The sequence below is a fragment of the Citrobacter youngae genome (assembly GCF_003818115.1).
GTDB classification, from domain to species: Bacteria; Pseudomonadota; Gammaproteobacteria; order Enterobacterales; family Enterobacteriaceae; genus Citrobacter; species Citrobacter youngae.
Genome location: NZ_RPOI01000012.1, coordinates 109,211 through 128,622, shown reverse-complemented (window position 1 = coordinate 128,622; position 19,412 = coordinate 109,211). Strand labels below are relative to the sequence as shown.

Below are 19,412 nucleotides of genomic sequence, written 5' to 3'. Positions count from 1 at the left end.
GTTCTTTTAAATATCAGTCACAAGTAAGGTAGGGTTATGATTTCAGGCATTTTAGCATCCCCGGGTATCGCTTTCGGCAAGGCACTGCTGCTGAAAGAAGACGAAATCGTCATTGACCGGAAAAAAATTTCTGCCGACAAGGTTGATCAGGAAGTTGAACGTTTTCTGAGCGGTCGTGCCAAGGCATCTGCGCAACTGGAAGCGATCAAAACCAAAGCTGGTGAAACATTCGGTGAAGAAAAAGAAGCCATCTTTGAAGGGCATATTATGCTGCTCGAAGATGAGGAGCTGGAGCAGGAAATCATAGCCCTGATTAAAGATAAGCACATGACGGCTGACGCCGCTGCGCATGAGATTATCGAAGGTCAGGCCACAGCCCTGGAAGAGCTGGATGATGAATACCTGAAAGAACGTGCGGCTGACGTACGTGACATCGGTAAACGCCTGCTGCGTAACATCCTGGGTCTGGCAATTATCGACCTGAGCGCTATCCAGGAGGAAGTTATCCTGGTTGCCGCTGACTTGACCCCGTCAGAAACCGCACAGCTGAACCTCGAGAAGGTGCTGGGTTTCATCACTGACGCAGGTGGACGTACCTCTCATACCTCAATCATGGCGCGTTCTTTGGAACTGCCTGCCATCGTCGGTACTGGTAGCGTCACCTCTCAGGTGAAAAACGACGACTATCTGATTCTGGATGCCGTAAACAATCAGGTTTACGTCAACCCAACTAACGACGTTATCGAACAACTGCGTGCCGTTCAGGAGCAGGTTGCTACCGAGAAAGCGGAACTCGCTAAGCTGAAAGATCTGCCGGCTATCACGCTGGACGGACATCAGGTTGAAGTGTGTGCCAACATTGGTACCGTTCGTGACGTTGAAGGCGCTGAGCGTAATGGCGCTGAAGGCGTGGGTCTGTATCGTACCGAATTCCTGTTCATGGACCGTGAATCGCTGCCAACTGAAGAAGAACAGTTTGCTGCGTATAAAGCCGTTGCTGAAGCGTGTGGCTCTCAGGCGGTTATCGTCCGTACCATGGACATTGGCGGCGATAAAGAACTGCCGTACATGAATTTCCCGAAAGAAGAGAACCCGTTCCTGGGCTGGCGTGCCGTGCGTATCGCGATGGATCGTAAAGAGATCCTGCGTGACCAGGTTCGCGCTATTCTGCGTGCCTCTGCTTTCGGCAAACTGCGCATCATGTTCCCGATGATTATCTCTGTTGAAGAAGTGCGCGCACTGCGCAAAGAGATCGAAATCTACAAACAGGAACTGCGCGACGAAGGTAAAGCATTCGACGAAAGCATTGAGATTGGCGTGATGGTGGAAACACCGGCTGCGGCAACCATTGCGCGTCATTTAGCCAAAGAAGTTGATTTCTTTAGTATCGGTACCAATGATTTAACGCAGTACACCCTGGCAGTTGACCGTGGTAATGATATGATTTCACACCTTTACCAACCGATGTCGCCATCTGTTCTGACGCTGATCAAGCAAGTTATTGATGCTTCTCATGCTGAAGGCAAATGGACCGGCATGTGTGGTGAGCTTGCAGGCGACGAACGTGCTACACTTCTGTTGCTGGGGATGGGTCTGGACGAATTCTCTATGAGCGCCATTTCTATCCCGCGCATTAAGAAGATTATCCGTAACACGAACTTCGAAGATGCGAAGGTGTTAGCAGAGCAAGCTCTTGCTCAACCGACAACGGACGAGTTAATGACGCTGGTTAACAAGTTCATTGAAGAAAAAACAATCTGCTAATCCACGAGATGCGGCCCAATTTACTGCTTAGGAGAAGATCATGGGTTTGTTCGATAAACTGAAATCTCTGGTTTCTGATGATAAGAAAGACACCGGAACTATTGAGATTGTTGCTCCGCTCTCTGGCGAGATCGTCAACATCGAAGACGTGCCGGATGTAGTTTTTGCTGAAAAAATCGTTGGTGATGGTATTGCTATCAAACCAACCGGTAACAAAATGGTTGCTCCTGTAGATGGCACCATCGGCAAAATCTTTGAAACCAACCATGCGTTCTCTATCGAATCTGATAGCGGCATTGAGCTGTTTGTTCACTTCGGTATTGATACCGTTGAACTGAAAGGCGAAGGTTTCAAGCGTATCGCTGAAGAAGGTCAGCGCGTGAAAGTGGGCGACCCGGTTATTGAATTCGATCTGCCGCTGCTGGAAGAAAAAGCCAAGTCTACCCTGACTCCGGTTGTTATCTCCAACATGGACGAAATCAAAGAACTGATCAAACTGTCCGGTAGCGTGACCGTGGGTGAAACCCCGGTTATCCGCATCAAGAAGTAATTCTTGCCGCAGAGAAAAATGGCGCCGATTGGCGCCATTTTTTTATACACTTCATCCGCCATTAAATGTGCGCGGTCATCGGTCGATAATACGCTTCGCGCATCAGGATTTTCATGCCCTCCGGCCCGCTTTCCAGCATCCGTCGTTCCGAATCCGCCACCAACAACTCACAGTCGTAACCACCCGCAATGCCAAACATGGCCCGCGCCACGCAGATATCTTCCAGCGCTTCTTTCCCGCTGGTGTCAAAATGTCCAACCATACGCCCATTCTGGCGAACCACCAGCCGGTAACTCTTCATCGCGACTCCCCTGCCGGTGGCAGAATTAATTCATCACAACCGCACTGGTGCGTCCACGTCATCACGTCCAGTACGCGCTGTGCAGCGTCATGCGTGGCAGCAGTGAGTGGTTTCCCCAGCACGATACCGCTCACCAGTTCGGCGCAGAACAGATCGCCGGTGCCCTTCAGGTCCGTTTTCACCCGCGGATGGGCTAGCACCTCAACCGTTTCAGCTGTCACAACGGCAACCTGAATGACCTCCTCGGTTTCTCCCGGTGCGCTGGTGATCACCACCCATTTCAGCGTATCAGTGAGCAGCGATTTGGCTGCCGATATCGCTTCATCCAGCGTGCGACACGGTTTACCGCTCAATATCTGCAGCTCAAACACGTTTGGCGTCAGTCCCTGTGCCAGCGGTAACAGATGTTTGCGATACGCCTGCGGTATTTCAGCCTTTACGTACATGCCGCTGTCCGTATCGCCAATCACCGGATCGACCAGAATACACAGATCCGGGTGGGTAGCCCGAACGGTCTCCAGCCACTGTGCCAACAGAGCGATTTGTTCCGCACTGCCCATATACCCCGTGGTCACCGCTTTTAGCTCACGTAACGCATCGCGCTCATTTAAGGCGCGAAGATAGCCGCTAAACCAGTCGGCCGGGATAACACCACCATAAAAGGTCTCATAATGCGGTGTATTACTGAACAGCACCGTTGGGATCGCGGTGACGCGTAATCCCTGCGCTTTGATAGCTGGGACGGCGATACTGTTGCCTACGCTGCCATACACCACCTGTGACTGGACGGCGACAATATCGGTTTGTAACGCCCGATGCTTGTCGTCGAAGAGCACTGACTGAATATCACTCCCCTGCTCCATAAATCTCTCCTCTCGCTGGACAGCGGGCTAACGCCTCACTATTATCGTCATATGCTAAAATTCATTTTGTCATAGGTCAATAATGATCGACGGAAAAACCGCTAACGAAATTTTTGACAGTATTCGTCAACATGTCGCTACAGGCACGTTGGCAGCAGGAGAAACGTTGCCACCGGTGCGTGAACTGGCAACAGCATTGAACGTTAACCGTAATACTGTCGCGGTGGCTTATAAACGCCTTGTCACCTCCGGACTGGCTCAGAGCCTCGGACGCAATGGCACGGTGATCAAAGAAATTTCTGCCCCCGTTGCGCTGGAAGGTGGAAACCCGGATACCCCGCTTACCGACCTTTCCGGCGGTAACCCTGCGCCGACTTGTCTCCCCGATCTCAGCCGTTATTTCGCGCAAATAAATAAGAATCCACGTCTGTATGGCGATGCCGTCGTATCGCCTGAGCTTAAAACCTGGGCCACACGCTGGATGCAGGATGCACTCCCTGGCGTGGGGGAAATTGATATCACCAGCGGTGCTATTGATGCCATTGAACGGCTACTGTGCGCCCATTTATTGCCGGGCGATAGCGTCGCGGTAGAAGATCCCTGCTTTTTAAGTAGCATCAATATGTTGCGTTATGCGGGATTCTCAGCGAGCCCGGTCACCGTAGACAACGAAGGCATGCAACCCGACATGCTGGAGGCTGCGTTACAAAGAGGTGCGCGGGCGGTGATCCTGACGCCGCGGGCTCACAACCCAACGGGATGCAGCCTGAGCGCCTCACGCGCGGCGCAATTGCAGGAAATTCTGGCCCGCTATCCGCAGACGCTGGTGATCGTCGACGACCACTTTGCGCTGCTATCTGCTTGCCACTGGTATCCGGTGATTGCGAAGGAAACCACGCACTGGGCGGTTGTCCGCTCAATGTCGAAAACATTAGGTCCGGACTTACGCCTGGCCATTGTGGCCAGCGATCCGGTCACTTCAGCGAAACTGCGGTTACGACTCAACTCCGGTAGCCAGTGGGTCAGCCATCTGCTTCAGGATTTAGCCTGCGCCTGCCTGAGCGACGAAGAGTATCGACATAAGCTGGTGCAGACTCAGCAGTTTTACGCAACACAGCAGCAAAAACTGACCACCGCTCTCAGAGGATATGGCATTGATCTGCCCGTCGCTGATGGTCTGAATCTGTGGCTGCCTCTGGCGCACCACAGTCAATCACTTGCTTTTGCCCTGGCAAAATCCGGTTGGCTGGTACGCGAAGGCGAGGTATTTGGTGTGAATACACCATCGCACGGTCTGCGCATTACGCTGTCGACCTTAAACGACAACGATATTCATAAGCTGGCGGCTGATATTCATCAGGCGCAAAAACGCTAACAGGAGAGAAAAAGTGCGAGTTCATTTTGTTATTCATGAGTCTTTTGAATCTGCTGGCGCGTATCTGCCGTGGGCCGAATCACGTGGCTATACCATCAGCTGGTCACGGGTTTACGCCGGAGAATCGGTTCCCGCCAATGCCGATGGCTTCGATATGCTGGTCGTCTTTGGCGGTCCGCAGTCTCCACGCACCACGCTGGCGGAGTGCCCGTATTTTGACTCTCAGGCCGAACAGCACCTGATCAACCAGGCGATTGCGGCACGCAAAATTGTGGTGGGGATCTGCTTAGGTTCACAGCTCATTGGCGAAGCACTGGGCGCGAAAGTATGTCAAAGCCCGGAAAAAGAGATTGGTCATTTTCCCATTACACTGACTGAAGCAGGTAAAGCGCACCCGCTGATCGCCCACTTTGGATCGCCGCTGATGGTCGGTCACTGGCACAACGATATGCCAGGATTAACCGACCAGGCGACAATTCTTGCCACAAGCGTTGGCTGCCCACGACAAATCGTACAATACGGTAATTTTGTCTATGGCTTTCAGTGCCATATGGAGTTTACCGCCGAAGCGGTCGAAGGATTAATTCAGCACTCTGAGCAGGAGTTAGCCGAAGCCAAAGGGAAGCGTTTCATCCGTTCTGTCGAAGAGATGCGCGCATGGGATTATCAGCAGATGAATGAGAAGCTGTGGCAGTTCCTGGATAAGCTTGTGGAAAAACGTAACGATTGATTATGGCAGGCCGGATAAGACGCTTTACGTCGTCATCCGGCGATCGTGCCGTACGTTTGCCTGATGGCGCTATGCTTATCAGGCCTACAAACTAAATCCCTAATCCCTGGTTAAAGTGTTCTTCGCCAAACACGCCGGTCGAAAGGTAGCGATCGCCGCGATCGCAGATGATCGCCACCACCACCGCTCCCGGATTTTGTTCGGCCACGCGAATCGCTCCGGCTACCGCGCCGCCGGAACTGACACCGCAAAACACACCCTCTTTCACCGCCAGCGCGCGCATGGTGTTTTCCGCATCATTCTGATGAATATCCAGCACCTCATCCACCAGCGAGGCGTTAAAAATGCCCGGCATATACTCCGCAGGCCAACGACGAATCCCCGGAATACTGCTGCCCTCTTCCGGCTGCAGGCCCACGATAGTGACCGGTTTTTCCTGCTCGCGCAGAAAACGCGACACGCCGGTTATGGTACCGGTGGTCCCCATACTGGAGACAAAGTGAGTAATACGACCTGACGTCTGCTGCCAGATTTCCGGTCCGGTGGTGGTGTAATGCGCGTACGGGTTATCAGGATTGTTAAACTGATCGAGCAACTTACCTTCGCCACGTTGTGCCATTTCCAGCGCTAAATCGCGCGCCCCTTCCATTCCCTGCTCTTTGGTCACCAGTATCAGTTCAGCCCCGTAAGCCCGCATCGCCGCACGGCGTTCCTGACTCATGTTATCTGGCATCAGCAGCTTCATGCGATAGCCTTTCAGCGCGGCAATCATCGCCAGCGCAATTCCGGTATTACCGCTGGTTGCCTCGATCAACACATCACCAGGCTTAATTTCTCCACGTTTTTCCGCTTCGACAATCATCGACAGCGCAGCCCGATCTTTCACCGAACCCGCGGGATTATTGCCTTCCAGCTTAACCCAAATTTCACTGCCGTTATCCGGCGCCAGACGTTGTAGTTTCACCAGAGGCGTATTGCCAATTGTTTGTTCTAATGTGTTCACGTTTTGAGCTCGTAAAAAAGCCCGGGGGCGCAGCGCTTACCGGGCGATAAACATACTTTTTAACCTATCAGGCAGATTCCGCCAGAGCAAGTTCCTCTTCACGCGTTTCAATACGCTGGTCGCCATTATACAGACGCGCATTTTGCAGCCCGACAAACAGCCGTTCGCCGCGGCTTGGGGAATCATCGCCCTGCATGATGACCGTCAGCGGTTCGTTATACCACCCCAGCGGTTGCACAACTAATTGGGTGTAGTGACCTTTCGGGCTGGCTTCCAGTACCTGTACCGGCAACGGGGAATCCAGGCTGGTACGACGGCTCACATCCACTTCCCACGGACGCAGGAACAGGTCGACCGGCCCTTGATACGCTGGCGTATAGCCCAATGGCCAACGGTGTGCGCCGACGTGGAATTGTCCACCGCGAATCGTCCCCTGCAGACGGTTAACCTCACCCATAAACTCCAGCACAAAGCGGGTAGCCGGTTCACGCCAGACCTGGTCCGGCGCATCGGCTTGTTCAATATGTCCCTGGCTCATTACCACCACGCGATCGGCCACTTCTGTCGCCTCTTCCTGATCGTGGGTCACAAACACGCTGGTGAATTTCAGTTCTTCGTGTAACTGACGCAGCCAGCGACGCAGCTCTTTACGCACCTGAGCATCAAGTGCACCAAACGGCTCATCGAGCAGCAGGATCTGCGGTTCCACCGCTAACGCTCGTGCCAACGCCACACGCTGTTTTTGTCCACCGGAAAGTTGCGCCGGAAAGCGATCCGCCAGATGGGCAAGCTGCACCATCTCCAGCAATTTGGTGACTTTCGCTTTGATGGCCGCCGCATTCGGACGCTCCCGCCGTGGCAAAACCGTCAGGCCAAAGGCGATATTGTCGAAAACGGTCATATGGCGAAACAGCGCATAGTGCTGGAATACGAATCCCACTTTACGGTCGCGAGCATGCAAACGGCTGACGTCGGTGCCATGAAAACGGATATGCCCGCTGGACTGATGTTCCAGCCCGGCAATAATTCGCAGCAGCGTGGTTTTGCCCGAGCCAGATGGCCCCAGCAGCGCGACCATCTGACCTGAAGGAATATCCAGCGAGATATCGTTCAGCACCTGGGTGCGACCAAAAGACTTCTTAATATTGGCAATCTCAATGCTCATGATTTTCCTCCTGCTGCGCGCGTTTCTCCTGGTTCTCCAGACGCCATTGCAACATGCTCTTCAAAAACAGGGTAATAATCGCCATCAGCGTTAACAGCGCTGCAGCGGTAAAGGAGCCGACCGTGTTGTAGTCCTGCTCCAGTAATTCAATTTGTAGCGGTAGCGATAGGGTTTCGCCGCGAATCGAGCCGGAAACCACCGATACCGCGCCAAACTCGCCAATCGCGCGGGCATTCGTCAGCACTACGCCATACAGCAACGCCCAACGGATATTCGGCAGCGTCACGCGGCGGAACATCTGCCAGCCGGACGCGCCCAGCAACACAGCCGCTTCATCTTCATTACTGCCCTGGCTTAACATCACCGGCACCAACTCGCGCACCACAAACGGACAGGTCACGAATACCGTCACCAGCACCATTCCCGGCCAGGCAAACATAATTTGCAAATTATGCTCATCCAGCCATCCACCCAGCGGACCGTTAGAGCCGTAAAACAGCAGATAAACCAGGCCGGCGACCACCGGCGAGACGGCAAACGGAATATCCAGTAACGTCAGCAACAGCTGGCGTCCTGGGAAGTTAAAACGGGTCACCAGCCAGGCCAGCAATACGCCAAACACCAGGTTCACCGGTACTGCAATCAGCGCAATCAGCACCGTCAGCCAGATAGCGTGCAGCATGTCCGGGTCGGCCAGGTTCTGTAATACCGGCATTAATCCCTTGCTGAACGCCTGCACGAAGATGTAAATCATCGGCACCAGCAAAATAAATGCGGACACCAGCATGCCAGTGCCGATCAGAAACCATTTACCCCAGTTAATTCGGGGCGCCCCATAGTGTTTCAATTGGGTAATCTCTGCCATCAGTGACCTACCACGCGTCGACCAAAGCGACTCTGCAGGGTGTTAATCGAAAACAGCAGCAACAACGAAGCCCCAAGGATTACTGACGCAATCGCACTGGCGGCCGGGTAGTCAAACTCCTGCAAGCGAACAAAAATCATCAGCGAGGTGACTTCCGTTTTCCACGCGATATTCCCGGCGATAAAAATAACCGCGCCAAACTCACCGAGGCTTCGGGTAAACGAGAGCGCAACGCCCGCCACCAGCGCGGGAGACAACTCCGGCAGCACCACTTTACGAAAACTCTGCCAACGCGTAGCACCCAGCGTTTCCGCCGCTTCTTCATACTCCGGACCTAACTCTTCCAGCACCGGCTGTACGGTACGTACCACAAACGGAATGCTGGTAAACGCCATCGCCACCGCGATACCAAGCCAGGTGTAGGTCACCTTGATATCCAGCTTCGCCAGCCACTCGCCGTAGAAGCCATTAACCGAAAACAGCGACGCCAGCGTCAGACCCGCTACCGCCGTAGGCAGCGCAAATGGCAGGTCCATCAGCGCATCCAGCAGCGTGCGGCCCGGAAAACGATAGCGGGTTAAGATCCACGCCATTAACAGACCAAAAACGCCGTTAAAAATCGATGCCACAAACGCCGACAGCAGCGTGACTTTATAGGCCGCCACGACCTGCGGGTTAGTAATCACATCCCAGTATTGCGCCCAGCTCATCTGCGCCAGTTGCATTACCAACGCACTGAGCGGTAACAGCAATATCAGGCACACAAACAGTAAGCTGGTGCCCAGGCTTAAGGTGAAGCCGGGCAGTACGCGTCGGGAAGAAACAGCAAACATTTACTTGCGCCCCGCCGCCAACAACTTGTCCAGCTCACCACCGCTGACAAAGTGTGTTTTCATCACTTCAGGCCAGGAGCCGAACTTGTCTTCTACGCGGAACAATTCAGTCTGAGGGAATTTATCTTGCAGCTTGTCCATCACCTGGGGGTTATTCACACGGTAGTAATAGTCGGTGATGATGGTTTGCGCCTGCGGGCTGTACAGCCAGTTCAGATACGCTTTAGCCGCTTTCTCTGTCCCGTTGGCCTGCACATTCTTATCTACCCAGGCCACCGGGAACTCGGCAAGAATATTGGTTTTCGGAATAACAACCTCAAAACCCTGCGCTTCATACTGCTTGCGAATGTTATTAACTTCTGACTCGAAGCTGATCAATACGTCACCCAGACCGCGCTCTGCAAAGGTGGTGGTAGCACCGCGACCGCCGGTATCAAACACTTCGACGTTTTTCAGAAACTGGGTCATGAACTGTTCGGTTTTGGTTTTATCACCACCATCAGCTTTATCCGCAGCACCCCACGCCGCCAGATAGGTATAGCGCGCGTTACCGGAGGTTTTTGGGTTCGGGAAAATCAGTTTCACATCAGAACGCACAAGGTCATTCCAGTCGTGAATATTTTTAGGGTTTCCTTTACGCACCAGGAATCCCATTGTGGAATAGAACGGTGAACTGTTGTTCGGCAGACGAGATTGCCAGTCGGCCGGGATCAGCTTGCCTTTGTCGTGCAGGATCTGTACATCGGTCACCTGGTTATAGGTTACCACATCGGCTTTCAGCCCTTGCAGAATCGCCAGCGCCTGTTTTGATGACCCGGCATGAGATTGTTTTATCGTCAGTTTGTCACCGCCGTTATCCTTCGCCCATTGCTGCTCAAACGGGGGATTAAGGGCGGCAAACAGCTCGCGAGACACATCGTATGAACTGTTCAACAGTTCTGTTGCCTGCGCCTGACCCACCAGCAACAGCAGCGCCGCCAGCGTCAGAGTTCTTTTTTTCAGTAAGTTAACGGCCATTGCGCACCCTTATAAATTTAATGACTTTCTTATGGTCATCATATTTATAACCGGCACTAAAGGAGTAACGGTTTTATATACCGTTTGATGATTTGAAAGTTGAAAAGAGAATAAGGGGAAACCCCTCCCCAGGTTCACCGGGGAGGAGACTGGCATCAATCAGATGCCGACGCTGACGCTTTCAGGCAGGGTGCTGCCGCCATCAATCACGTTTTGCGTGCCAGTTAAGTAGCTGGATTCATCCGACGCCAGGAACGCCGCCAGTTCACCCACTTCAAGCGGACAGGCCAGACGGCGCATCGGGATCGCTTTCGCCATGTCGACTAATACCGATTCAGGATCGTCCGGGTTAGACTGACGTGCAATATTTTCCGCCATTGGCGTACGAACGTAGCCCGGGCAAATGGCATTTACACGAATCCCCGATTGCGCGTACTCAACCGCCAGGGACTTGGTTAAGCCGATAATAGCGGCTTTCGACAACGCATACGCCGTTTCACCCGGGTCGGCCACCAGATCACCAGTTACCGATGACATCATCACGATGCGCCCGTCTTTGCGCGCAATCATCTCCGGCAGAACGGCCTTCGTCACGTTCCAGACGCCTTTAATGTTGACATCAATGTGGAAGTCGCGATCTTCATCGCTCATTTCAAGGAAGTTGCCAAGGCGGCATACGCCTGCATTGTTGACCAGAATGTCGATTTTGCCTTCAATTTTCTTCGCGCGTTTTACCGCTTCCGTAACCGACGCAAAATCTCTGACGTCTGCGTGAACCGCTGTGCAGCGATGCCCGCGCCCTGCCAGTTCATCCGCCAGCTTTTCAATCTCATCGGAGATATCCAGCAGGATTAAGTTCGCGCCATGGCGGGCAAACGTTCTGGCGATCCCCTCGCCAATACCCTGAGATGCGCCCGTAATCAATGCTGTTTTGCCCGTGAGTTTTCCCATTTCAATATTCTCCTTTTGAATATGAAGCCTTCACTTCATTCACGCAGAAGATACAGCATTAACAAATTCATGCTGAGGAATAGCTCACTAAATCAGGTTAATTTCAGGTAAAAAAAATCCCCGTCGGGGCGGGGATTTTCAATTTCATGACAGATAAGAACGTGGTAGGCCTGGTAAGCGTGAGCGCTACCAGGCAACACCGGGGTTACAGCGCCATCAGTCGATCCAGCGACGGTGCAAAGTAATAGCCACCGGTGACCGGTTTAGTGAAGCGCAGCATCGCGTCACGTTTACCGTCGGTATCACCAAACATGCTCAGCAGTTGCTGCTCAATATTGTGCAGACGCGCGCAGTACGCGCAGAAATAGAGACCATGCGTACCGCTGGCTGTACCGTATGGCAGGCTCTGGCGCACAATTTTCAGCCCCTTGCCATCTTCTTTCAGATCCACACGGCTCAGGTGGGATGTTACCGGACGGTCGTCACCGTCGATCTCTTCGTTGGCTTCCTTGGTACGGCCAATCATCATTTCCTGGTCGTGAATGCTCATGCGGTTAAGCTGCTTCAGGTTATGTTCCCAACGCTGCACGAATACATAGCTGCCGCCAGCATCGACGCCATCTTTAATAACGGCGACTTCACGGCGCGTTTCTTCGCCTGCCGGGTTTTCCGTACCGTCAACAAAGCCGCTGAGATCGCGCTCTTCGACCCAACGGAAACCGTGGATTTCTTCTTTGACTTCAATACAGTCGCCAAATGCTTCCATTGCCGCCTGCGCAACGGAGAAATTCACGTCATGACGCAAAGAGAGAATATGGATCAACACGTCATATTGGGTTGCTGGTGCCAGACCTTTACCGTAAGGGATAAAGTCTTTTAACTCTTCAGCACCGACGCCGCCGCTCAATGCACGCCAGGTGTTGTTGCCAAAAGCGACAACCGCGCCCAGATGCGCATCCGGGAACTTAGCTTCAAAGGTCGCCAGCTTATCGGCGAAGGTTTTGCTGGCCGCACGCAGGGCCTCAACGTCGCCTTTAACATTGGCTTCAATCCAAATCGCCGCACGGCAATGTTCTGGCAAAATGCCACTCTGAACCTGAGACATTGTTCCTCCTGAAAAAAAGATGCCACGACATCGTGGCATTGATTGGCGCTATTCTACCTGTTTTTTTAACAAGCCGATTTGTTCAGACGCAAATTAACGCCGCCAGATAATTTTGCTTACTTTCCACGCTTTCAGCGTGTCGTCAGACGGCATTATATCCTCAGGCCCGCTCCATTCACCGGAAAAAATATAGCTAATATGTTGACTTCCTTCAGCTTTACACTCAACGCCCGCGCTGTCATCGCCGGTTGCCTTTTGGCAATTACCGAAAGCTTTAGTGTAAAGGTCGCTAAACGGTGTACCGATTTCGACACCCGCGACTGACGAAATATCGTGGTCTAACACATCAATACGACTAATGGTTCCCTGGCTGCCATTGATGACTATCGCCAGCTTGTCGTCTTTCATCGCTTCATAGAAGCGCACCACATTTCCGTTATCAGTCTTCATCCCGCTACGCAGGCGGTAATCACCGTCCAGCGCATCAGCAATAGCTTTTTCATCCAGCGGTGTCGCGCCCGTTAACGCTCCGACGCCCTGCTCTGTGACCTGCGTTGAAGAACCAAACCAGTTCCACGGATTAGCGGCAGACCAGTTCACCGAGGACAACGTTGAACACCCGGCCAGTAGCAGCGGCATCGCGCATAAAGTCAAACGCAGTGATTTCATTTCACTTCCTTCCTTATTTATCAACGTTGCTTGGAGTCCGGTTTCCCCAAAAAGTGCCGTTATTCTTTCTCAAGGGAAAAACAGGCGCGCAGACGTTGATTGGTTAACAGCCAGATCAGTGCGACGATATCCGCCACCAGCAGCGCCAGCCCGACACCGTTGAGCGGATCGCCTGTCAGCCACATCACCGGCTGCCAGCACAGCAGCACCAGTTGAGCGAGAATCAATAATCCGCGCAGCCAGCGCCAGATTACCGGAAACGCAAAGCGTCGCCCGCTGAGTAAAAACGCCAACACGGCGGGAACGCCGGGGAGCAAACCCAGCCAAAATGCGTCATGATCGGGATAAAACAGATTCAGCAACGTGTTGCCCTGCTCACGAGAAGAACCGGCTATCACAAACAAAACCCAGGTGCGTGCCTGCAACAACAGTACGCACCAGAAGAGAAAAGGCAGGCGCAGACGCCCATGACCGTCATAGTCGGCCGGATGAAACTCAGTACTCTTCATCTTCAATCAAACGCTTGCCCAGATTGAGTACATCCGCATGTTCATAGCCCAGACGTTCATACATGCCCTGTACGACGTCATTATCGTCACGCACCATGATTTGAATCTTTGGACAACCACGGGCAATGAGCTTTTTCTCCAGTCGGTTCAGCAGCGCATTAGCAATACCGCGCCCCCTGAATTCAGGATGCACGCCAAGGTAATAGGCGGAGCCACGATGACCGTCATAGCCCCCCATCACTGTGCCGACCACCTCGCCGTTCACTTCTGCGACCAGAAACAAGCTGACGTCATGATTGACCTTGCGTTCAATGTCCATTTCCGGGTCATTCCATGGACGCAGCAGATCACAGCGCTCCCAGAGGGTGATCACCTCTTCGAAATCTTCCTGGCGAAATACGCGTATTTCCATGGTATTGGTTTCCTTTTCAGGACGTTAAAAAGCGATTATGGCGCGAACCACTGATTTAGCCAATATCTGACGCGAAGCGACGGAAAAAATGGCATAATACGGAATTGTCACGTATTGAAATGAAAAGTAAAACAATTCTTATCCCGATCCGTCGCAACGGACAACGCGATACGATATAACGTTTAGAACCTTTTTTTTACAACTCAGGCCGTATGAGCACTTTTAAACCACTAAAAACACTCACATCGCGCCGCCAGGTGTTGAAAGCCGGGCTGGCCGCCCTGACGCTGTCAGGCATGTCGCAAGCCATCGCTAAAGAAGAAGCGCTTAAGACCAGCAATGGTCACAGCAAACCGAAAGCGAAAAAAGCCGGCGCTAAGCGCGTAGTTGTCCTCGATCCGGGTCACGGCGGGATTGATACCGGCGCCATTGGTCGCAACGGTTCAAAGGAGAAGCACGTGGTGCTGGCGATTGCCAAAAACGTGCGCTCGATTCTACGCAACCAGGGGATTGATGCACGACTGACCCGCTCCGGCGATACGTTTATTCCACTGTACGATCGCGTCGAGATAGCCCATAAGCATGGCGCCGATCTGTTCATGTCGATTCACGCCGACGGTTTCACCAATCCGAGCGCCGCAGGTGCGTCGGTCTTTGCGCTGTCTAACCGCGGTGCCAGTAGCGCCATGGCGAAATATCTGTCCGACCGTGAAAACCGGGCCGATGAAGTAGCCGGAAAGAAAACCACCGATAAAGACCATTTGCTGCAGCAGGTATTGTTCGATCTGGTGCAAACCGACACCATTAAAAACAGCCTGACCTTAGGCTCGCATATTCTCAAGAAGATCAAGCCAGTACATCGTCTGCACAGTCGTAGCACGGAACAGGCCGCCTTCGTGGTGCTAAAATCACCGTCAATTCCGTCGGTACTGGTCGAAACCTCGTTCATTACCAACCCGGAAGAAGAGCGACTGCTGGGCACGACGGCGTTTCGTCAAAAAATCGCTACCGCTATCGCCAATGGCATCATTAGCTATTTCCACTGGTTTGATAACCAGAAAGCACACTCGAAGAAACGTTAATCATGAAGCCCGATGCACAGCGCGTAAAACAGTTCCTGCTTAGCCTGCAGGATGATATTTGTCAGCAGTTATCCGCCGTCGATGGCGCAGAGTTTGTTGAAGATAACTGGCAGCGTGAAGCGGGCGGCGGCGGTCGTAGCCGGGTGCTGCGTAACGGTGGTATTTTCGAGCAAGCGGGAGTCAACTTCTCCCACGTCCACGGCGATGCAATGCCAGCATCGGCTACTGCACATCGCCCGGAGCTTGCCGGGCGCAGCTTTGAGGCGATGGGTGTCTCGCTGGTGGTGCATCCGCAGAATCCTTACATTCCGACCAGCCATGCCAACGTACGGTTTTTTATCGCGGAAAAACCGGGCGCCGACCCGGTGTGGTGGTTTGGCGGCGGCTTTGATTTAACGCCCTACTACGGCTTTGATGAGGATGCGATTCACTGGCACCGCACAGCGCGTGATCTGTGCCAGCCGTTCGGCAATGACGTTTATCCACGTTACAAGAAGTGGTGCGATGACTACTTCTTTCTCAAGCACCGTAACGAGCAGCGCGGCATCGGCGGACTGTTTTTCGATGATCTAAATACGCCAGATTTCGACCACTGCTTCGCCTTTATGCAGGCGGTCGGGCAAGGTTACACCGAAGCGTATCTGCCAATCGTCGAACGCCGCAAAGCGATGAGCTGGGGCGAGCGCGAGCGAAACTTCCAGCTTTATCGTCGCGGACGCTATGTGGAATTTAATCTGGTGTGGGATCGCGGCACGTTATTCGGTTTACAGACCGGCGGGCGCACGGAATCGATTTTGATGTCGATGCCGCCGCTGGTACGCTGGGAATATGACTGGCAGCCGGAAGCGAACAGCCCGGAAGCCGCCCTTAGCGAATTTATTCAGGTCCGCGACTGGGTGTAATGGCCTGATAGCGGCACAATTCGTAGGCCGGATAAGCAACGGCAAAACCCGTAGGCCGGATAAGACGTGTTAGCGTCGCATCCGGCACAATAATCTCATCACGCCCACTGACGCATGCGCTGATGCAGCGTCAGCGACGGTTTCTCCGCAAACAACTGCTGGTAATCGGTAGCAAACTGCCCTAAATGCCAGAATCCCCACTGCATCGCAGCGTCTTTCACCGTCGCACTTTGCGACCACGGGCTAATAAGCTCCCGGCGCACGGCATTCAGACGAATACGTTTTAACCAGGCATTCGGTCCGATACCGAGGATTGCGTGAAACGCGTTTTGCAGCGTGCGACGACTCACATGTAGCTGGTTGCACAAGTCGAGTACGGTCAGCGGCTCTGACATATTTTCCAGCACATATTCGCGCGCCCGCGACAGCAGGCGGCGATAGCTCTGATGGCTGATGCTTTCAGCGGTCATAATCGGCTGAGCGTCTTCCAGCATGGTGCCCATCGCCAGCAGCAGGTTATCACCCAACACTTTGCGCACCGCCGGCTGATGAAGGTTCTCAGGATTCTCGCTAAACGTCGCCAGCGCCTGTTGCACAAAGCCCCATAGCGCGGCTTTATGCTGTTCTTTTACCTCCAGCGCCGACTGGTTGCGCAGCATATGCAGCACTCTTTCCGGGTTATGCAGGAAGTTAGCCTGACGCGCAATGGTGTCTTCAGAGATAACGACCCCAAGAATGGTGTAATCATCGGGTGTGCTCAGCTCAAACTCCGTTCCGCCTGGGCGGGTCGCAATTTCAGCACTGCCAAGGCATTGCGTACCAATAAATCCCTGCTCGCCGCGGGTGGCCGGAATACCAAACCAGAACGAGTTCGGCCAGACCAGGCATGACTGGCGCAGCGCAAGACCGGTGTATTCACGGAACACCTGAATATCATCAAGCAGGATTTCCGTGAACTCGCCATGAAATTTTCCCGGATGCAGTTGATCGTAAATCTGCTGCCAGGCGGTAATCGTCAGGGCATGCTCATACACATCTGTTGTTCGCCGTTGGTGAACATTGTCCACCTCGACCTTCGGCGTAAGTTTAACGTCTTCGGGTAATGCTTCATGATAAAGATGGTGCAGGTTTGCAGTACGGGTCTTTTTCATGATCTTTTAAGCCGGAAGCTTCAACGAAGCCCCCGGCCCTCCGACAGGTTAATTTTTTAAGCGATAGCGACTACTGCGTTTACGCAACGCTCCGTCAGAAAAGAGCTGTTCCAGCGCCTTTCTGGCTTCATCAAGTGACCAGCCAAAGTGCGCGGCCACTTCCCCTGCCGTCATTCCTTGACGGGTTGATGCCAACAACGCCAGGAGTTCATCAGAAGATTCAGATGTCACAGGCGTGTCCTGCGTCTTTTCCGCTTTGTCTTCTGGCATCATTTCTGGCTTCGGTGCGGGTTTCTTCGGCTGGCGCGTAAAACCGCCGATCAGCCACTGGGTGTCATCATCCGGCCGCCCTATCTCCTTGCGGCTGACAACACGTCCTGTACGCGCTGCGGCTGCGCTTCCGGCATCCAGCGCTGCACGACACGCGGCCAGATCGCCTTCCACCACCAGAGTCAGCCTGCCAGGATCCAGCACCTGGTGACTGAGCAGACGCACGTTCGCGGCTTTCAGCATGGCATCTGCCGCGTCTACGGCAGCCACCATGCCATCCACTTCCAGTAATCCCAGTGCATTGATCATCACAACCTCTCTTACGCGCGTTGTACCGGATTCCGGGCAATATCCAGAACAGCATCAGCGAAAGCATTACAGGCAGCTTTACAGGCAGCCTGGCTACCAGTTAAAAACGCCGCTGAGTAGTTGGTTTCTGACGGCGGCGGCACGTAGGTGACAATCTGTACATCGGCAGATTTGAGCGCAGCATCAATACCAAACGTTGCTTCCAGCGGCGGAGCCACCAGATACGCCATCGGATCGCCAAGTCGGCATCCTGCGGTCGCCGAGAGATACGAACCGGTACGCGAAACCACGTGCGCAAGGAAGGCGGTATCTTCTGCGTCATTGGCCCACTGGAACGCCGCGCCGCTTTCGATATTGGCGACCATCGCGTCCAGGCCGGCGCGAACTTCGGCCGGGTTAGGTCCACCGAGCATGATCAGCACTTCGCCCGAGGTTGGAGAGGGACTGTGCGCCGCGCCGGCATACAGCGAGCGGCCATAAACCACTTCCACCATCGCCTGTTTTGTCGCTTCGTCTGCAGCAATATACGCCACGTCATCAGAATCTGCTGTGATGAGTCCGAGACTACGTATATGTGGCGGTAATTTAAGTTCACGGGCAAAACCGTCATTTACCGAGGCAATCACGCGCATTGCGGTGACTGAAGGTCTAATCAAATCTAATGCTGGCATGATGCCTCCTTAACGGGTCATATTGATGCCGGACGCTTTTTGCTCCAGCATGCGCTTGGCCAAATCCACAATCACCGCCGCCGCTTCAACCGGTGGCGTACCGCCCTGGTGAATATTCGAGATACAGGTACGGTCAGCTTCAACGGTTGTCGCCACGCGTGGCGAATAGACGGCATAGCAAGAAAGACTTTCCGACTGGCCGAGGCCCGGACGTTCCCCAACCAGCAGGATCACCGCTTTCGCGCCGAGCAGTTCACCGATCTGATCTTCGATTTTCACACGGCCATAGCGAACAAAGAACGGTGTCCCGACTTTTAATCCGGCCTGTTTTAAGCCTGACAACAGCGGCGGCAGGATCTCTTCGTAGTTAGCGGTGATGGCGTCGGTAGACAGGCCATCAGAGATAATCACCTGCACATCCGGGTTCATTACACACTGTGATTTCAGCGCTTCAATGGCTTCTGCGCTCAGACGACGCCCCATGTCCGGGCGCGTCAGATACAGGTTTTTGTCGCTGATTTCTGAGCGTACTTCCAGCAAGCCTTGCGCTTTCACCCACTCTTCCGGGACTTCTTTCAACACTGTGTCTTTTGAACGCGAGTGGTCGGCCAGGAAGCGCAGTAGCGCCTGAGTGCGAGGACGCGGACCGGCACGACCGGTACATACGCGCGCGGCGGTGCTGCGGCGCAGCTCGGTCAGCACTTCGGCACGGTGCGGGTTCTCAACGCCAATCCACGCTTTCGCTTCGGCTGAACCTAAGTCCATCGCACAGCTTTCACCCGTTGGTGCGGCGCACTGCGTAGTGCTGCATTTCGCTTCTGGTGACGGCGCTTGAGCCTGCGGCTGTGACTCCCCCATTGACGCCATTACACTGCGTACAATTTCTTCAATCTGTTTTTGATCCATCGTATGTCA

Annotated in this window: 22 protein-coding genes; 6 read left to right on the top strand and 16 right to left on the bottom strand. The window is 53.6% G+C overall.

What is annotated here, in order from left to right:
• Positions 1-36: 36 nt before the first annotated feature.
• Both ptsI and crr read left to right on the top strand, forming a co-directional pair.
• Positions 37-1,764: a phosphoenolpyruvate-protein phosphotransferase PtsI gene (gene ptsI, locus EHN13_RS11165; RefSeq protein WP_005121951.1), complete on the top strand. Its 1,728-nt coding sequence runs from the start codon at positions 37-39 to the stop codon at positions 1,762-1,764.
• A gap of 40 nt (positions 1,765-1,804) precedes the next feature.
• On the top strand, positions 1,805-2,314 hold the full coding sequence (gene crr, locus EHN13_RS11160) for a PTS glucose transporter subunit IIA (protein WP_000522253.1): 510 nt from the start codon (positions 1,805-1,807) through the stop codon (positions 2,312-2,314).
• A gap of 61 nt (positions 2,315-2,375) precedes the next feature.
• On the opposite strand, the gene EHN13_RS11155 is transcribed toward crr, so the two are convergent.
• A complete protein-coding gene (locus tag EHN13_RS11155; RefSeq protein ID WP_101742264.1) occupies positions 2,376-2,615 on the bottom strand; it encodes a cytoplasmic protein in 240 nt (79 codons plus the stop codon).
• The gene (gene pdxK / locus EHN13_RS11150) at positions 2,612-3,478 is read right to left on the bottom strand and encodes a pyridoxine/pyridoxal/pyridoxamine kinase (RefSeq protein ID WP_061068300.1); all 867 of its coding nucleotides are present in this window, start codon (positions 3,476-3,478) and stop codon (positions 2,612-2,614) included. Before pdxK ends, EHN13_RS11155 begins: the two co-directional genes overlap by 4 nt.
• An 82-nt stretch (positions 3,479-3,560) precedes the next feature.
• Here pdxK and ptsJ point away from each other — a divergent pair, with 82 nt between their 5' ends.
• Both ptsJ and EHN13_RS11140 read left to right on the top strand, forming a co-directional pair.
• Positions 3,561-4,853, top strand: a complete 1,293-nt coding sequence (gene ptsJ / locus EHN13_RS11145; protein WP_124021393.1) for a MocR-like B6 salvage transcription factor PtsJ — start codon at positions 3,561-3,563, stop codon at positions 4,851-4,853.
• A gap of 13 nt (positions 4,854-4,866) precedes the next feature.
• A complete protein-coding gene (locus EHN13_RS11140) occupies positions 4,867-5,583 on the top strand; it encodes a type 1 glutamine amidotransferase (protein ID WP_048210981.1) in 717 nt (238 codons plus the stop codon).
• A gap of 91 nt (positions 5,584-5,674) precedes the next feature.
• On the opposite strand, the gene cysM is transcribed toward EHN13_RS11140, so the two are convergent.
• From cysM to EHN13_RS11090, 10 genes are all read right to left on the bottom strand, one after another.
• Positions 5,675-6,586, bottom strand: a complete 912-nt coding sequence (cysM, locus tag EHN13_RS11135) for a cysteine synthase CysM (protein ID WP_124021392.1) — start codon at positions 6,584-6,586, stop codon at positions 5,675-5,677.
• 67 nt (positions 6,587-6,653) lie between these two features.
• On the bottom strand, positions 6,654-7,751 hold the full coding sequence (gene cysA, locus EHN13_RS11130) for a sulfate/thiosulfate ABC transporter ATP-binding protein CysA (RefSeq protein ID WP_115601695.1): 1,098 nt from the start codon (positions 7,749-7,751) through the stop codon (positions 6,654-6,656).
• Positions 7,741-8,616 carry a sulfate/thiosulfate ABC transporter permease CysW gene (cysW, locus tag EHN13_RS11125; RefSeq protein ID WP_115601694.1) on the bottom strand — a complete coding sequence of 292 codons (876 nt, stop codon included), beginning with the start codon at positions 8,614-8,616 and terminating at the stop codon, positions 7,741-7,743. The genes cysA and cysW overlap by 11 nt, the downstream gene beginning before the upstream one ends.
• The gene (gene cysT / locus EHN13_RS11120) at positions 8,616-9,449 is read right to left on the bottom strand and encodes a sulfate/thiosulfate ABC transporter permease CysT (protein WP_003038061.1); all 834 of its coding nucleotides are present in this window, start codon (positions 9,447-9,449) and stop codon (positions 8,616-8,618) included. The genes cysW and cysT overlap by 1 nt, the downstream gene beginning before the upstream one ends.
• Complete coding sequence (gene cysP / locus EHN13_RS11115) at positions 9,450-10,466, bottom strand: thiosulfate/sulfate ABC transporter substrate-binding protein CysP (RefSeq protein WP_061068304.1); 1,017 nt, start codon at positions 10,464-10,466, stop codon at positions 9,450-9,452. It abuts the gene before it with no gap.
• Between the two features lie 159 nt (positions 10,467-10,625).
• Positions 10,626-11,417: an SDR family oxidoreductase UcpA gene (ucpA, locus tag EHN13_RS11110; protein WP_048210976.1), complete on the bottom strand. Its 792-nt coding sequence runs from the start codon at positions 11,415-11,417 to the stop codon at positions 10,626-10,628.
• 205 nt (positions 11,418-11,622) lie between these two features.
• Positions 11,623-12,522 carry a porphyrinogen peroxidase gene (gene yfeX / locus EHN13_RS11105; RefSeq protein ID WP_003838547.1) on the bottom strand — a complete coding sequence of 300 codons (900 nt, stop codon included), beginning with the start codon at positions 12,520-12,522 and terminating at the stop codon, positions 11,623-11,625.
• 93 nt (positions 12,523-12,615) lie between these two features.
• Complete coding sequence (locus EHN13_RS11100; protein ID WP_016150735.1) at positions 12,616-13,191, bottom strand: RpoE-regulated lipoprotein; 576 nt, start codon at positions 13,189-13,191, stop codon at positions 12,616-12,618.
• 59 nt (positions 13,192-13,250) lie between these two features.
• Positions 13,251-13,700 (bottom strand): DUF2919 domain-containing protein, encoded by a 450-nt coding sequence (locus EHN13_RS11095; protein ID WP_003038050.1) that lies wholly within the window; start codon positions 13,698-13,700, stop codon positions 13,251-13,253.
• Entirely contained in the window at positions 13,687-14,112 is a 426-nt protein-coding gene (locus EHN13_RS11090; RefSeq protein WP_003038048.1) for a GNAT family acetyltransferase, read from the bottom strand. The genes EHN13_RS11095 and EHN13_RS11090 overlap by 14 nt, the downstream gene beginning before the upstream one ends.
• Before the next feature lie 212 nt (positions 14,113-14,324).
• Here EHN13_RS11090 and amiA point away from each other — a divergent pair, with 212 nt between their 5' ends.
• Together amiA and hemF are read left to right on the top strand one after the other, a co-directional pair.
• The gene (gene amiA, locus EHN13_RS11085; RefSeq protein ID WP_005121924.1) at positions 14,325-15,194 is read left to right on the top strand and encodes an N-acetylmuramoyl-L-alanine amidase AmiA; all 870 of its coding nucleotides are present in this window, start codon (positions 14,325-14,327) and stop codon (positions 15,192-15,194) included.
• Between the two features lie 2 nt (positions 15,195-15,196).
• A complete protein-coding gene (gene hemF, locus EHN13_RS11080; RefSeq protein WP_124021391.1) occupies positions 15,197-16,096 on the top strand; it encodes an oxygen-dependent coproporphyrinogen oxidase in 900 nt (299 codons plus the stop codon).
• A 98-nt stretch (positions 16,097-16,194) separates the two neighbouring features.
• On the opposite strand, the gene eutR is transcribed toward hemF, so the two are convergent.
• From eutR to eutC, 4 genes are read right to left on the bottom strand one after another with little or no spacing between them, the layout of a single operon-like run.
• A complete protein-coding gene (gene eutR / locus EHN13_RS11075; RefSeq protein ID WP_061068308.1) occupies positions 16,195-17,247 on the bottom strand; it encodes an HTH-type transcriptional regulator EutR in 1,053 nt (350 codons plus the stop codon).
• Between the two features lie 48 nt (positions 17,248-17,295).
• Positions 17,296-17,826, bottom strand: a complete 531-nt coding sequence (gene eutK / locus EHN13_RS11070; protein ID WP_048210969.1) for an ethanolamine utilization microcompartment protein EutK — start codon at positions 17,824-17,826, stop codon at positions 17,296-17,298.
• Positions 17,827-17,837: 11 nt separating this feature from the next.
• Complete coding sequence (gene eutL, locus EHN13_RS11065) at positions 17,838-18,497, bottom strand: ethanolamine utilization microcompartment protein EutL (RefSeq protein WP_040233508.1); 660 nt, start codon at positions 18,495-18,497, stop codon at positions 17,838-17,840.
• Positions 18,498-18,506: 9 nt separating this feature from the next.
• A complete protein-coding gene (gene eutC, locus EHN13_RS11060) occupies positions 18,507-19,403 on the bottom strand; it encodes an ethanolamine ammonia-lyase subunit EutC (protein ID WP_048210968.1) in 897 nt (298 codons plus the stop codon).
• Between the last annotated feature and the right edge of the window lie 9 nt (positions 19,404-19,412).

Excerpts from the sequence above, each read along its gene's own strand:
- ptsI (WP_005121951.1), top strand. The coding sequence starts at position 37 with ATGATTTCAGGCATTTTAGCATCCCCGGGTATCGCTTTCGGCAAGGCA.
- crr (WP_000522253.1), top strand. The coding sequence starts at position 1,805 with ATGGGTTTGTTCGATAAACTGAAATCTCTGGTTTCTGATGATAAGAAA.
- EHN13_RS11155 (WP_101742264.1), bottom strand. The coding sequence starts at position 2,615 with ATGAAGAGTTACCGGCTGGTGGTTCGCCAGAATGGGCGTATGGTTGGA.
- pdxK (WP_061068300.1), bottom strand. The coding sequence starts at position 3,478 with ATGGAGCAGGGGAGTGATATTCAGTCAGTGCTCTTCGACGACAAGCAT.
- ptsJ (WP_124021393.1), top strand. The coding sequence starts at position 3,561 with ATGATCGACGGAAAAACCGCTAACGAAATTTTTGACAGTATTCGTCAA.
- cysA (WP_115601695.1), bottom strand. The coding sequence starts at position 7,751 with ATGAGCATTGAGATTGCCAATATTAAGAAGTCTTTTGGTCGCACCCAG.
- cysW (WP_115601694.1), bottom strand. The coding sequence starts at position 8,616 with ATGGCAGAGATTACCCAATTGAAACACTATGGGGCGCCCCGAATTAAC.
- cysT (WP_003038061.1), bottom strand. The coding sequence starts at position 9,449 with ATGTTTGCTGTTTCTTCCCGACGCGTACTGCCCGGCTTCACCTTAAGC.
- cysP (WP_061068304.1), bottom strand. The coding sequence starts at position 10,466 with ATGGCCGTTAACTTACTGAAAAAAAGAACTCTGACGCTGGCGGCGCTG.
- ucpA (WP_048210976.1), bottom strand. The coding sequence starts at position 11,417 with ATGGGAAAACTCACGGGCAAAACAGCATTGATTACGGGCGCATCTCAG.
- yfeX (WP_003838547.1), bottom strand. The coding sequence starts at position 12,522 with ATGTCTCAGGTTCAGAGTGGCATTTTGCCAGAACATTGCCGTGCGGCG.
- EHN13_RS11100 (WP_016150735.1), bottom strand. The coding sequence starts at position 13,191 with ATGAAATCACTGCGTTTGACTTTATGCGCGATGCCGCTGCTACTGGCC.
- EHN13_RS11095 (WP_003038050.1), bottom strand. The coding sequence starts at position 13,700 with ATGAAGAGTACTGAGTTTCATCCGGCCGACTATGACGGTCATGGGCGT.
- EHN13_RS11090 (WP_003038048.1), bottom strand. The coding sequence starts at position 14,112 with ATGGAAATACGCGTATTTCGCCAGGAAGATTTCGAAGAGGTGATCACC.
- amiA (WP_005121924.1), top strand. The coding sequence starts at position 14,325 with ATGAGCACTTTTAAACCACTAAAAACACTCACATCGCGCCGCCAGGTG.
- hemF (WP_124021391.1), top strand. The coding sequence starts at position 15,197 with ATGAAGCCCGATGCACAGCGCGTAAAACAGTTCCTGCTTAGCCTGCAG.
- eutR (WP_061068308.1), bottom strand. The coding sequence starts at position 17,247 with ATGAAAAAGACCCGTACTGCAAACCTGCACCATCTTTATCATGAAGCA.
- eutK (WP_048210969.1), bottom strand. The coding sequence starts at position 17,826 with ATGATCAATGCACTGGGATTACTGGAAGTGGATGGCATGGTGGCTGCC.
- eutL (WP_040233508.1), bottom strand. The coding sequence starts at position 18,497 with ATGCCAGCATTAGATTTGATTAGACCTTCAGTCACCGCAATGCGCGTG.
- eutC (WP_048210968.1), bottom strand. The coding sequence starts at position 19,403 with ATGGATCAAAAACAGATTGAAGAAATTGTACGCAGTGTAATGGCGTCA.